Annotated in this window: 13 protein-coding genes; 10 read left to right on the top strand and 3 right to left on the bottom strand. The window is 61.6% G+C overall.

What is annotated here, in order from left to right; all coding sequences use genetic code 11:
- Window positions 1-148: 148 nt before the first annotated feature.
- From ilvA to EET67_RS03545, 4 genes are all read left to right on the top strand, one after another.
- Window positions 149-1,405 carry a threonine ammonia-lyase IlvA gene (gene ilvA / locus EET67_RS03560; protein WP_128624839.1) on the top strand — a complete coding sequence of 419 codons (1,257 nt, stop codon included), beginning with the start codon at window positions 149-151 and terminating at the stop codon, window positions 1,403-1,405.
- 11 nt (window positions 1,406-1,416) lie between these two features.
- Complete coding sequence (locus tag EET67_RS03555; RefSeq protein ID WP_128624838.1) at window positions 1,417-1,953, top strand: DUF1697 domain-containing protein; 537 nt, start codon at window positions 1,417-1,419, stop codon at window positions 1,951-1,953.
- A 324-nt stretch (window positions 1,954-2,277) separates the two neighbouring features.
- Complete coding sequence (locus EET67_RS03550; protein ID WP_128624837.1) at window positions 2,278-3,669, top strand: DEAD/DEAH box helicase; 1,392 nt, start codon at window positions 2,278-2,280, stop codon at window positions 3,667-3,669.
- 195 nt (window positions 3,670-3,864) lie between these two features.
- Window positions 3,865-5,070: an MFS transporter gene (locus EET67_RS03545; protein ID WP_128624836.1), complete on the top strand. Its 1,206-nt coding sequence runs from the start codon at window positions 3,865-3,867 to the stop codon at window positions 5,068-5,070.
- Between the two features lie 17 nt (window positions 5,071-5,087).
- Here the strand turns inward: EET67_RS03545 and EET67_RS03540 are convergent, their stop codons facing one another.
- Window positions 5,088-5,921: an SDR family NAD(P)-dependent oxidoreductase gene (locus EET67_RS03540; protein ID WP_165899780.1), complete on the bottom strand. Its 834-nt coding sequence runs from the start codon at window positions 5,919-5,921 to the stop codon at window positions 5,088-5,090.
- Between the two features lie 257 nt (window positions 5,922-6,178).
- On the opposite strand from EET67_RS03540, the gene EET67_RS03535 reads away from it, so the two are divergent.
- Both EET67_RS03535 and EET67_RS03530 read left to right on the top strand, forming a co-directional pair.
- Complete coding sequence (locus tag EET67_RS03535; protein ID WP_128624835.1) at window positions 6,179-7,213, top strand: cysteine synthase A; 1,035 nt, start codon at window positions 6,179-6,181, stop codon at window positions 7,211-7,213.
- Entirely contained in the window at window positions 7,214-7,954 is a 741-nt protein-coding gene (locus EET67_RS03530; protein ID WP_128624834.1) for an alanyl-tRNA editing protein, read from the top strand.
- Here the strand turns inward: EET67_RS03530 and EET67_RS03525 are convergent.
- Window positions 7,951-8,265 carry an antibiotic biosynthesis monooxygenase gene (locus EET67_RS03525; protein ID WP_128624833.1) on the bottom strand — a complete coding sequence of 105 codons (315 nt, stop codon included), beginning with the start codon at window positions 8,263-8,265 and terminating at the stop codon, window positions 7,951-7,953. The two genes, EET67_RS03530 and EET67_RS03525, sit on opposite strands and share 4 nt — an antisense overlap.
- A gap of 233 nt (window positions 8,266-8,498) precedes the next feature.
- Here EET67_RS03525 and sseA point away from each other — a divergent pair, with 233 nt between their 5' ends.
- From sseA to EET67_RS03505, 4 genes are all read left to right on the top strand, one after another.
- Entirely contained in the window at window positions 8,499-9,350 is an 852-nt protein-coding gene (gene sseA / locus EET67_RS03520) for a 3-mercaptopyruvate sulfurtransferase (RefSeq protein WP_128624832.1), read from the top strand.
- 3 nt (window positions 9,351-9,353) lie between these two features.
- Complete coding sequence (locus tag EET67_RS03515; RefSeq protein WP_128624831.1) at window positions 9,354-9,917, top strand: GNAT family N-acetyltransferase; 564 nt, start codon at window positions 9,354-9,356, stop codon at window positions 9,915-9,917.
- Window positions 9,918-9,995: 78 nt separating this feature from the next.
- Window positions 9,996-10,478 (top strand): DUF1203 domain-containing protein, encoded by a 483-nt coding sequence (locus tag EET67_RS03510; protein WP_128624830.1) that lies wholly within the window; start codon window positions 9,996-9,998, stop codon window positions 10,476-10,478.
- A gap of 217 nt (window positions 10,479-10,695) precedes the next feature.
- Entirely contained in the window at window positions 10,696-11,001 is a 306-nt protein-coding gene (locus tag EET67_RS03505; protein ID WP_128624829.1) for a hypothetical protein, read from the top strand.
- A gap of 67 nt (window positions 11,002-11,068) precedes the next feature.
- On the opposite strand, the gene ald is transcribed toward EET67_RS03505, so the two are convergent.
- On the bottom strand, window positions 11,069-12,184 hold the full coding sequence (ald, locus tag EET67_RS03500; protein ID WP_128624828.1) for an alanine dehydrogenase: 1,116 nt from the start codon (window positions 12,182-12,184) through the stop codon (window positions 11,069-11,071).
- Window positions 12,185-12,266: the final 82 nt, after the last annotated feature.

Below are 12,266 nucleotides of genomic sequence, written 5' to 3'. Positions count from 1 at the left end.
CGGCCGCAGGCGGGCGACAGTGGCGTCATCGCGGCGAATATGCAATAGGCGGGCGCGGGTCTCTTGTGTACGAAGCAGGCACGGCATGCTTAATCCGGCAGGCCCGGCAAGGAAACGCCGCCTGGGGCGGCGGCAAAGGACTGTTGTGATGACAAGTTTTGCCGACAAGGTTTCAGTGGCAGCAACCGCCTTGCGCGAACTGTTTCCGCAGACGCCGCTGCAGGAAAACAGCTATCTGTCGCGCAAGACGGGAGCGCATGTTTTCCTGAAGCGCGAAGACCTGTCGCCGGTCCGTTCCTACAAGATTCGCGGCGCCTTCAATTTCTTCCGCAAGACGCTGGCTGCCGGTAATAATGCCGAGCTTTTCGTCTGCGCATCGGCTGGCAACCATGCCCAGGGTTTTGCTTTCGTGTGCCGGCATTTCGGCAAGAAGGGCGTCGTCTTCATGCCGGTGACCACGCCGCAGCAGAAGATCGACAAGACGCGGCTGTTCGGCGGCGATTTCGTCGAAATCCGCCTCGTTGGAGATTTTTTCGACGCCTGCTATCGCGCGGCGCTCGATTTCACCGAAAGTGCAGGCGCCCACATGGTGCCGCCCTTCGACCACAAGGATATCATCGAGGGGCAGGCGACGGTCGCGCTTGAGATCATGGCCCAATTGCCTGAGGGCCGGACGGCAGATATGGTCGTGCTGCCGGTGGGCGGCGGCGGGCTGGCGGCAGGCGTGACCGGCTATTTTCACGAAATCGGCCAGGAGCCGCGCTTCGTCTTTTGCGAGCCGGCCGGCGCCGCAAGCCTGAAGGAGAGCCTGCGCACGGGCAAGCGCGTCAAGCTCAACCAGGTCGACAATTTTGTCGATGGCGCGGCCGTGGCCGAGATCGGGCGCGAGACCTTCCGCCATCTCAAGGAGTTCGACGAGAGCGCGGTGCGGCTTATCCCAGAAAATCGCCTTTGCGCCACCATGATCGAGATGCTGAACATTGAAGGCGTGGTGCTAGAACCCGCCGGTGCGCTGGCGATTGATGCCTTGAAGGATTTTCCGCGCAAGGAAATTCGCGGCAAGACGATCGTCCTGGTGGTTTCCGGCGGCAATTTCGATTTCGAGCGCCTGCCCGATGTGAAGGAGCGGGCGCTGCGCTTCGAAGGCTTGAAGAAATATTTCATCTTCCGCTTCCCGCAAAGGCCAGGCGCATTGCGCGATTTCCTCGGCCTGCTCGGGCCGGACGACGACATTGCCCGCTTCGAATATCTGAAGAAGTCGGCCCGCAATTTCGGCTCGGTGCTGATCGGCATCGAAACCAAGGACCGCAAGAATTTCGAGGTGCTGGCCAAGCGCTTCCACGAGGCCGGCTGGGCCTATCAGGACATAACAGACAATGAGACGATCGCCGGACTGGTGATCTGACCGGAGGGCAGATGACTGTCTTCATAATACTGTTTCGAGGCGTCGGCGGGGCAACCCAGCTTCCCACCAAGCCGTTGCGCGAGGCGCTGGGCAAGGCCGGCTTCGAGAATGTCGCCACCTATATCAATAGCGGCAATGCGGTGCTGAAGAGCAGGAAGGCACGCGAGACGGTGATCTCGACAATTGCCGCGATATGCGCACGGGAATTCGGCTTCGAGAAAGCGATCCACGCTGTGACGCAAGCCGAATGGGACGAATTGATCGCTAACAATCCGTTCCCCAAGGCTGTCTCCACGCCGAAGTTCCTGCATGCGGCCGTGCTGGCCGATGAGCCGGACAAGGGCAGGGTGGAGGCGCTGCGGGGTTTTGCAGCATCCGGCGAGGGAATCGAAGTGGTGGGCAAGGTTGCCTATCTGCATACGCCGAACGGTTTCGGCACGTCGAAGCTCGCGGAGAAGTTCGACAAGGGCATCGGCGTGGCCAACACAGCGCGCAATTGGAACACGGTGCTGAAGCTCGCCGAACTGGCGAAGACGGCAGCCGGATAGTCGGCCTGACCGCGTTTTGCTGCGCTGCACAAGAAATCATTTGCTTTTCCGCCTGCCTTGCCCCATATGCGGCATCATAGGCGCTTGGACCGGGCAATCCGGTTTTCCCCGAGGATGGGACTGGTTGCGTCTGTTTTCTCCTTTCCGATGAGCGGATTTCGGAGAAAGAGCCCTGCGGACATGGTGTCTGCGGGCACGACAGCGCAGCCGCGCGGGCAGAACGATGCCCGCCGCCTTGTCGTTTCCATAAATGATTTCGCCGGCAGGTTTGCGCCTTGCCGCGAGCGATTTTTGCGGCCTCAGGCTGCGTGAAAGAAGATTGAATTGACGAATGAAAACACTGCGGAACTGAACGGTTTCGCCAAACTTGGAATTTCCGGCGGCCTTTTGAAGGCAACCCATGCGGCCGGTTTCGATATGCCCAAGCCGATACAGGTCCAGGCAATCCCTGCACATCTGGAAGGCCGTGACGTGCTGGCTGTTGCCCAGACCGGATCGGGCAAGACGGCGGCCTTCAGCCTGCCGATCCTGACCAAGATCGTGGCGCTCGGCACCAAGCGGCTGCCGAAGACGGCGCGGGCGCTGATCCTGGCGCCCACCCGCGAACTTGCCGTGCAGATCGAAGACACGATCCGCGTGCTGACCAAGGGCCTGCATGTGTCGACGGCATTGGTGCTCGGCGGTGTGTCGCGCTTCAGCCAGGTCAAGAAGATGGCGCCCGGCGTCGATGTGCTGGTCGCGACCCCCGGCCGCCTGACCGATCTGGTGCGCGAGGGCGAGGTCAATCTGTCCGACACCCGCTGGCTGGTGCTGGACGAGGCCGACCGCATGCTCGACATGGGCTTCATCCATGATGTCCGGCGGCTGGCCAAGGCTACCCACAAGGACCGGCAGACGGCGCTGTTTTCGGCGACGATGCCGGCCGAGATCGAGGCGCTGGCCCGCACCATCATGAAGGACCCGGTGCATGTCCAGGTCGCCCCGCAAAGCACGACCGCAGCCGAGATCAAGCAGAGCGTGGTGCTTGCCCGGGTCAAGCAGAAGCGGCAGATTCTTTCCGAGATGCTGGCCGATGATGCGATGCGCTCGGTCATCGTGTTTGCCCGCACCAAGCATGGGGCCGACCGCGTCACCCGCGATCTCGGTCGCGATGGTTTCGAAGCAGCCGTGATCCACGGCAACAAGTCGCAAAATGCCCGCCAGAAGGCACTCAACGGTTTCCGTGACGGCTCGGTGCGCATTCTTGTCGCTACCGACATTGCCGCGCGTGGCATCGATGTTCCGGGCATCAGCCATGTGGTGAATTTCGACCTGCCGGACGAGGCGGAGAGTTATGTCCACCGCATCGGCCGCACCGGCCGCAATGGCGCCGACGGCATCGCCATCACGCTTTGCGACCCCTCCGAGAATGCCAAATTGCGGCAGGTCGAAAAGATCATCCGCATGAAGTTGCCGGTCGCAGCCGACTATCTCGACCAGCCCGACCCGAAAAGCCCGCCCCGCACCGGCCGCCCGCCGATCGAGGCGGCCAATGACAGCGATGCCAGGCGCGGTGAGGGCAGCGGACGGCCGCGCGGCGAGCAGAAGCCGCGAAACGGCTTCGGCAAGAAGCCTGCCGCGGGCAAGCAGGCGACCGACAGGCCGCAGGCCAAGAAACCGTTCCGCGGCAAGCGCCGCGGCTTTGGCGGACGCAAGCCGGCCACGCGGGCGGCCTGACCTGCAATTGGCCCATTTGGCAAGTGACTATGGGCTAATTGTAGAGAGCGAAACGATGCGCTAGGGCGGCTGTGGTGCCGTGTGTCAACTCGACGCGCGGCATCGTAAAAGCTGAAACGCCGCATGGCCGTCGGAATTGATTCTGATCGGCGTTGTGTGGCAAGGCGGTGCCTGTGCCGCTGTAGGGGACGTGATTTGTCCGGTATCGCCGCGCTCGCAATCGGCTATGTGCTTTCGCAATTCTATCGGTCGTTCCTTGCGGTCCTGACCCCGGTGCTTACGGCCGAGCTGGGCGCGAGCAAGGCCGATCTTTCGGAAGCATCCGGCGCGTTTTTCCTTTGCTTTGCCTTGTCGCAGTTCGCCATCGGCGTCTCGCTCGATCGTTTCGGCCCCCGCCGGACGGCCGGTGTGCTTCTGGGTGTGTGCGGCGGCGGCGGCGCGTTCCTGTTTGCCGTGGCGACGAAACCCTGGATGGTGACGGTCGCGATGGGATTGATCGGCATCGGCTGCGCGCCGGTGCTGATGGCCGCGCTGTTCATCTTCGCACGCATCTATCTGCCGGCGCGCTTTGCGGTGCTGGCATCGTGGATGGTGGCCTTCGGAACTGCCGGCAATGTCATCGGCGCATCACCGCTGGCCAACGCTTCGGAGGCATTCGGGTGGCGCCCGGTGATGGTGGGGCTCGGCGTGCTGACCGTGTTGACGGCAGTAGCCGCGCTGGTGCTGGTGCGCGACCCAAAGCAGTCCGCTAGCGAGCAGACAGGACGCTCAGGCTTTTCGGGCTATATCGAGCTCCTTTCCATGCGCAAGCTGTGGCCGATCATACCGTTGACGGCCATTGCCTACGCCCCATCGGCGGGTATTCGCGGCCTGTGGGCAGGCCCTTATCTGGCCGATGTGTACCATGCCGATACGATCCTGATCGGTGACGTCACCTTCTTCATGGCCTTGTCGATGGTGGCGGGAGCATTCGTCTATGGGCCGCTCGACCAGATCTTCCGCACGCGCAAATGGGTGGCGGTGGCGGGCACGCTCGTGAGCCTGGCTTCGATCTCCTACCTGGCTGTCAATCCACTCACGACGATAACCGGCGCGACGGTGCTGCTCGTGCTGATCGGCATTTCGGGCGGAAGCTATGGGCTGCTGATGGCGCATGCACGCGCCTTCCTGCCGGCGCATCTGACCGGCCGTGGCGTCACCCTGATGAATTTCTTCTCCGTCGGCGGGGTGGGCCTGATGCAATTCGCCACCGGAAGCGTGGTGACCGCGAATCTGGCGCCGAATGGCGAGGATGCCGCCTATGGTGCGCTGTTCACCTTCTACGCAGCCGCCCTGGGCATTGCCTTGCTTATCTATCTGCTTGCCCGCGACGCCAAGCCCCACCGGGACCTCGCCACCTGAGTCGAGGCGAGAGGCTTTTACATCTGCCGCTCGATGCGCGAGCGCCGGCAGGCCGCCATCGGTTTTTTCTTCCATCCGGTCGCCTTGTGGACGAACGCGTAGCGGATGGAAAAGGGCAGGACCCGCAGCAGTTTCATCAGCAGGGTGAAGCGCAAGGGGAAGCTCGTCTCAAAACCGCCGGTGCGAAAGGCGCGCACCATGCGCTTGGATGCGTCGGTGGCCGAGATCATCGCCGGCGCTGTAAGCCGGTTGCGCTCGGTGAGCGGGGTATCGACAAAGCCCGGATTGATGATCTGCAGGCGGATATTCATCTTGTCGAAATCATGCTTCAGTGCTTCGGCCATATTGTTCAGCGCTGCCTTGGAAGCGCCATAGGCGGCAGCCGAAGGCCAGCCGAAATAGGACGAAGCAGAGCCCACCAGCACGACATGGCCATGCCCGCGCAGGCGCATGCGGTCGACAACGGGAATCAGGCCATAGAGGACGCCATAGAGGTTGATCTCGAAGGTCTTCAGGATATTGAGGGCATCCAGCCGCTCGCCGCGCGTGGGAAAATAGCTTCCGGCATTCAATACGCAAAGGACGATCTTGCCGGCTTCCCGCTCGATTCGGGCAGCCATCGCCTCCATACCGGACTGATCGGTGACGTCGCAGGGGAAAGATATGATCTTTCCGCGCATTCCGGCAGTTTCTTCGACAAGTGTGGCAAGGCGCTCCTCGTCGCGCGAGGTCACGGCAACGGTATAGCCTTCACTTGCAAGCTCGCGTGCGAGGGCGCGGCCGATGCCGGTACTGGCACCAGTGATCCAGGCCACGCCGTCTTTCGGATTGGCCCGGTAAAGTCCAGTCATATAGTGGCTCTTGATCTCTAATGGCTCATCTGAACTTGAACGTAACTATCGTTCTCTATCGTCTATGGGAAGGGCAGAGACAGGATTTGCGGATGCGAAGGATATCGCATGGCTTCGATCCTGGCTGAAAATCGAAGCCATTGGCCTGCAAATGCCGGCCAATCCTGTCCGGATTACGTCTGGACCAAGCAATTTCCTACCTTGAAAGCGCCCGGCTCGGTTTTTAGTGTCACCCGCACAGCAGAAAGGAAAATCCCATGCACCGTTCGGTGATAGACGCTATCGGCAACACGCCGCTGATCCGGCTTCGGCGCGCTTCCGAGGAAACCGGTTGCGAAATCCTCGGCAAGGCGGAATTCATGAATCCCGGCCAATCGGTCAAGGATCGTGCCGGCCTTTTCATCATCCGCGATGCGGAGGAAAAAGGCTTGCTGCGGCCGGGCGGGGTGATCGTGGAGGGGACGGCCGGCAACACCGGCATCGGCCTGACGGTGGTTGCCAAGGCGCTCGGATACCGCACCGTGATCGTGATTCCCGACACGCAGAGCCAGGAAAAGAAGGATGCTTTGCGCGTTTTGGGGGCGGAATTGATCGAAGTTCCTGCAGTTCCCTACAAAAATCCGAACAATTATGTGAAAATATCGGGCCGTTTGGCAGAAAAACTTGCCAAAAGCGAGCCGAATGGCGCGATCTGGGCCAATCAGTTCGACAATATCGCCAATCGCGACGGCCATATCCGCACCACGGCGGAAGAAATCTGGGCGCAGACCGACGGCAAGGTCGATGGCTTCGTCTCGGCTGTCGGCACCGGCGGCACGCTGGCCGGCGTGGCGATCGGGCTGAAAAGCAGGAAAAGCAACGTCAAGATCGCGCTGGCCGATCCGCTTGGCGCCGCACTCTACAGCTTCTACACCAGCGGCGAGTTGAAAGCCGAGGGCAGTTCGATCACCGAGGGCATCGGACAGGGGCGTATCACCGCCAATCTGGAAGGCTTCACGCCGGACTTTTCCTACCAGATTCCCGATGCCGAGGCGCTTCCGATCATATTCGACCTGATCCAGGAGGAGGGGCTGTGCCTTGGCGGCTCGACCGGCATCAATATCGCCGGGGCGATCAGGCTGGCGCGCGATCTTGGCCCCGGCCACACCATCGTGACCATCCTTTGCGACTATGGCACGCGCTATCAGTCGAAAATGTTCGACCCGGAATTCCTGCGTGAGAAGGGCTTGCCCGTTCCCGGCTGGATGGACACGACCCCGCAGATCGAGGTTCCGTTCGAGGCGGTGGGGTAAATGGCATTTTCAACCCAGGCTGTCTTCCGCGATGATGCCTATCTCGCGGAAACGAAAGCGGTTGTCTCAGCCATCAATGAGCGTGGCGGCATCCTGCTCGATCGCACGATTTTCTACGCGACTTCAGGCGGGCAGCCGGGCGATACCGGCATCCTGACACGGGACGACAACAGCAAAATCTCCATAGCTTCCACCATCACAGGCGAGACCAAGAACGAGATCATCCATATTCCGGCACCCGGCCAGACGGTGCCGGAAATCGGCGAGGAGGTCGCGCTTGCCATCGACTGGCAGCGCCGCCACCTCCTGATGCGCATGCATACCGCCTGCCATCTGCTGAGCGTCGTCTGTCCCTATCCAATCACCGGCGCTTCGGTGAGCGAGGATGATTCGCGGGTCGATTTCGACCTGCCCGATGCCGGAATAACCAAGGAAGACGTGACCGAGCGGCTGATGGAACTCGTCAGGGCCGATCATCCGGTGTTCACGCGCCTGATCACCGAGGCGGAACTGGCCGCCAATCCGGGCCTGGTCAAATCCAAGAATGTGCGCCCGCCGGTCGGGACGGGCCAGATCAGGCTGGTCTGCATCGGCGACGATGCGCAAATCGACAGCCAGCCCTGTGGTGGCACCCATGTCCGCAGCACCGGCGAGGTCGGTGAAATCCATATCGGCAAGATCGAGAAGAAGGGACGCGAGAACCGCCGCTTCCGCATCCGTTTCGGGCCGCTGCCGGCTTAAGGCCGGCTGCGTCGGGTTTCGTAGAAGCTGGCGCGCTCGTCCCACCTTGTCAGAAGCTGCTGGGCGGCGCGCGGCACCGATACCGGATCGGCTGCTTCCGCCTTCAGCGGCGCAAGGTTCTTTTCCGTGTCGAAATTCATCACCCAGATGAATTCAACCTCGTCGGCCTCGATCCGGCGCAGCAGCTCCATGTTCTTGTAGCCGGGAAGCCGCAGCCCCTCGATTGCGGGAAACATCAGCGTATCCATGAGATGTTCATATGCGTCCGCTTTGTCAGGGGTGGTGTAGCTGCGCCAAATCCGCGTAATCATATGGTCCCTCGTCACTCGAATCCTGCTGCCGCCGCCGCAACTTTCCCGACGTGGTGACTGGGGCTGCGCAATGCAAGGTATAGGGCGTTAAAAAAGCGGTGGAGATGCGAGGCTCCTGCCACATTCCGGCGAAGCGTTCGGCGCCAATATGGAGCGCGGCGGCGAACGGACTTTTCCTGACCTCGCTGCGGGTCTATGCATGAGTCTAGACATATCCTGAGTTGGAGATGGACATGCCCGAAAAGAGCCCATTCGTGATCGACGCCGACTGGCTGCAGCAGCGGCTCGGATCGCCGGGCGTGGCGCTCGTCGATGCCTCTTGGTATCTGCCGGCGCAAAAACGCGATGCGCAGGCCGAATACGATGCCACTCATATTCCGGGTGCCGTCTTCTTCGATCTGGACCAGGTGGTCGATCCTGATTCGGACCTGCCGCATATGCTGCCGCCGCCTGAGGTGTTTGCCCGCTATGTCGGTTCAATGGGCATTTCGGCTGACGATACGGTGGTGGTCTATGATGGTCCCGGCTTTTTCTCCGCGCCGCGCGTGTGGTGGATGTTCCGCGTCATGGGCATGTATCAGGTCTATATTCTCGATGGTGGCTTCGACCGGTGGAAGGCTGCCGGCCGGCCGGTGACCGCCGAGCCGACCAAGATCGCGCCCTGCGTGTTCCATGCACGCCTCGACAAGAGCCGGGTGGCATCGCTGGCCGACATGCGCGGGATCGTGGAACGCGGCGCAAGCCAGATCGCCGATGCCCGCTCGCCCGGCCGCTTTGCCGGAACCGATCCGGAGCCGCGTGCCGGTTTGCGCTCGGGCCATATGCCGGGTGCCCGGAACGTGCCGTCATCTGCCTTGTCCAGGGACGGTGAACTGCTGTCGGTGGAGGAATTGCGTTCCGTGCTGCAGGATGCGGGGCTGGACCTGTCGAAGCCGGTGGTCACGTCATGCGGCTCCGGCGTCACGGCAGCTGCCATCACGCTGGCATTGGAAAGTGTCGGCCACATCGACAACCGGCTCTATGACGGCTCATGGACCGAGTGGGGCGGGCAGGCCGATACGCCCGTTGCCACCGGCAAGGCCTGACCGATGCGCGACGACATGCGGCAATCCATTCCTGTCACGGTGACTTTCCTGGAGATGGCCACCCCGCCTGCCCACTATCCGCCTTTGCCAATGAACAAGCAGATCGCCTTGATGAGGGTGCGCGAGGTGCCGCTGCATTTCTATCGCTACCTGCTGGATCGGGTCGGACGGAAATGGAACTGGGTCAACGGACTTCGGCTCGATGACGAGGAGCTTGTCGCCGAGCTTCATCGCCCGGATCGTGATCTTCGCGTGCTCTATCTGGACGGTGCGCCGGCCGGCTTCTTCGACATCAAGCCGCATCTGCCGCGCGAGGCGGAACTCGCTTATTTCGGCATGATGGAGCATGCGATCGGGCAGGGGCTGGGCCGCTGGTTCCTGGGTGCTGCAATCGAGGCGGCATGGTCGCACAAGCCAGCGCGGGTGAGCGTGCAGACCTGCACCATGGACCATCCCGCCGCATTGCCGCTTTACCAGAAGTTCGGCTTCTCACCTGTCGGCCAGAAGAACGAAATCGTCCACACCATGACCTTTGCCGAACGCAGCGCGAGCGTGATGCGACCCTAGGACCAACGTCAGGAAACGGGTGGGCGCGCGGATACCGGGCGCGTAATTTCATGGCATCCCGATGACGAGGAGGATGCCATGTCACTTCGCTATATTGCTCTTCCCACCGACCGTGTCCGTGCGCTTCAAGCTGGAGCGGTTGACGATTACGGGCTTATGCCCGAGCGTCGCGTTTCCGACGGCGATGGAATGCCGTGCCGTCATTGCCTGAAAAATATCGAGGCGGGGAGCGGTTATCTTATCGTAGCCTTTCGGCCGTTTCCCGCCCTTCAGCCCTATGCCGAAACCGGGCCGATCTTCCTGCATGCGGAGGAATGCAAGCGGGCAGAGGAGGGTGATGTGCTGCCGCAGATGTTTCGGGAAACTCCCGACTACATCCTGCGCGGTTACGACCATGACGACCGCATCGTCTATGGCAGTGGCGCAGTCGTGCGCACGGAAATGATCGGCGACTATGCCGGCGAATTATTGCGGCAGCCCGAGATTGCCTATGTCCACATGCGTTCGGCCCGCAATAATTGCTATCAATGCCGGATCGAGCGGGTGCACACGGATTTGTGAAATGGCAGGGAATCCGGTCGCAGCGTCGTGATTTGTCGACAAAGCATTACGTACCTACCTGCCTGTTGTCGGAGACACCTCCCTGATCCGACGAATTGAAACTGGCAAGCCAGGGCTACCAAACGGCGATACGAACCTGACAGGGCGTTCGTCGAGCGGGATTGCATGGCCTGTCCGCGCAAGGTCGGACCACGACTTGCGACGAGGAGAAAATGAAATGAAAAAGATGCTTTTTGCTTTTGCAGCGATTTTGTTGGGTTCGGGTGCCGCACTGGCCGAATCTGCACCGGCTTCGGTGGTCGTCAACCCGGATCACGTCGTCCAGGACCGGATCGGCTCGGCGCTGGAGCTTGGCTATACCGGCCAGCAGGCGCTTAACAACCGCGACGGCGATGCCGCTCCGAATGTCAACATCGTCGCGGCCGGCCAGATCGACCGCACCGGCGTTGCCGCCATTCAGGCGCCGAGCCATGCCATAGGTTTCAATGACCGTTATGGCGACGCCCAGCCTTCCGTCCGTTGACGCGGTGTGAATTCAAACTGAATAACGGGCGGCGGGTTTCGATCCGCCGCCCTTTTTGTTCCGCCAATCAAGCCACCAGCGCGGCCATCGGTTCGGTCATTTCATAGCCGAGGGATTCGGCCACGGCGCGATTGGTGATTCTGCCCTTGTGCACATTGAGCCCGTTGCGCAGATGCGGCTCATCCTCCAGCGCCTTGAGGCCCTTGTCGGCAAGTTCGAGCCCGTAATGCAGCGTGGCATTGTTCAGCGCATGTGCGGATGTGATCGGCACCGCACCCGGCATATTGGCGACGCAGTAATGGATGATGCCGTCGACAACATAGGTCGGCTCGGCATGGGTGGTCGGGCGTGACGTCTCGAAGCAGCCGCCCTGGTCGATGGCGACATCGACAAGAACGCTTCCCTTCCTCATGCCAGACAGCATTTCGCGCGAAACCAGCTTGGGAGCCGCCGCACCCGGAATGAGCACGGCGCCGATGGCGACATCGGCGGTAAAGCATTCCTCCTCCACCGCATCGGTCGTGGCATAGCGGGTGTGGATGCGGTCGGTGAAGAGTTCGTCAAGATAACGCAGGCGTGCGAGCGAGCGGTCGATGATGGTCACGTCCGCACCGAGCCCTATCGCCATGCGGGCCGCATGCATGCCGACGACGCCGCCGCCAATGACCGTGACCTTGCCGGGAGAGACGCCTGGCACGCCGCCGAGCAGGACGCCACGGCCGCCATTGGCCTTTTGCAGCGCCGTCGCTCCGGCTTGGATCGACAGCCGGCCGGCAACCTCCGACATCGGCGCAAGAAGCGGCAGGCCCCCGCGCTCGTCGGTCACGGTCTCATAGGCGACCGCAGTGACGCCCGAATCCAGCAGGCCTCTGGTTTGTGCCGGGTCCGGGGCAAGATGCAGATAAGTGTAAAGGATCTGGCCTTCGTGCAGTTGCACCCACTCGGCAGGTTGCGGTTCCTTGACCTTGACGATCATGTCAGCTCTGGCGAAGACCTCTTCGGCCAGCTTGATGATGGTGGCGCCGGCGGCCTGATAGGCCTTGTCATCTGCACCTATTCCGGCACCGGCACCAGATTCAACCAGAACGTCGTGGCCATGTGCGGCATATTCGCGTACTGCGCCCGGTGTCAGGCCGACTCGGTATTCGTTATTCTTGATCTCCTTTGGACATCCCACACGCATTGCAGTTCTCCCCGCGCTCGCGTGATTTTTCCGTACCCTCCATGAGAACACACAAGGGGTCGCAGGTCCTTGCAAAATTACT

This window comes from Borborobacter arsenicus (assembly GCF_003934165.1).
Taxonomy (GTDB): Bacteria; Pseudomonadota; Alphaproteobacteria; order Rhizobiales; family Rhizobiaceae; genus Pseudaminobacter; species Pseudaminobacter arsenicus.
The sequence above is the reverse complement of the archived record's forward strand: the minus strand, read 5'-3'. Positions and strand labels throughout refer to the sequence as shown.

What these genes read in the sequence shown, in the direction of transcription:
- ilvA (WP_128624839.1), top strand. Translation starts at nt 149, where the DNA reads ATGACAAGTTTTGCCGACAAGGTTTCAGTGGCAGCAACCGCCTTGCGC.
- EET67_RS03555 (WP_128624838.1), top strand. Translation starts at nt 1,417, where the DNA reads ATGACTGTCTTCATAATACTGTTTCGAGGCGTCGGCGGGGCAACCCAG.
- EET67_RS03540 (WP_165899780.1), bottom strand. Translation starts at nt 5,921, where the DNA reads ATGACTGGACTTTACCGGGCCAATCCGAAAGACGGCGTGGCCTGGATC.
- EET67_RS03535 (WP_128624835.1), top strand. Translation starts at nt 6,179, where the DNA reads ATGCACCGTTCGGTGATAGACGCTATCGGCAACACGCCGCTGATCCGG.
- EET67_RS03530 (WP_128624834.1), top strand. Translation starts at nt 7,214, where the DNA reads ATGGCATTTTCAACCCAGGCTGTCTTCCGCGATGATGCCTATCTCGCG.
- EET67_RS03525 (WP_128624833.1), bottom strand. Translation starts at nt 8,265, where the DNA reads ATGATTACGCGGATTTGGCGCAGCTACACCACCCCTGACAAAGCGGAC.
- sseA (WP_128624832.1), top strand. Translation starts at nt 8,499, where the DNA reads ATGCCCGAAAAGAGCCCATTCGTGATCGACGCCGACTGGCTGCAGCAG.
- EET67_RS03515 (WP_128624831.1), top strand. Translation starts at nt 9,354, where the DNA reads ATGCGCGACGACATGCGGCAATCCATTCCTGTCACGGTGACTTTCCTG.
- EET67_RS03510 (WP_128624830.1), top strand. Translation starts at nt 9,996, where the DNA reads ATGTCACTTCGCTATATTGCTCTTCCCACCGACCGTGTCCGTGCGCTT.
- EET67_RS03505 (WP_128624829.1), top strand. Translation starts at nt 10,696, where the DNA reads ATGAAAAAGATGCTTTTTGCTTTTGCAGCGATTTTGTTGGGTTCGGGT.
- ald (WP_128624828.1), bottom strand. Translation starts at nt 12,184, where the DNA reads ATGCGTGTGGGATGTCCAAAGGAGATCAAGAATAACGAATACCGAGTC.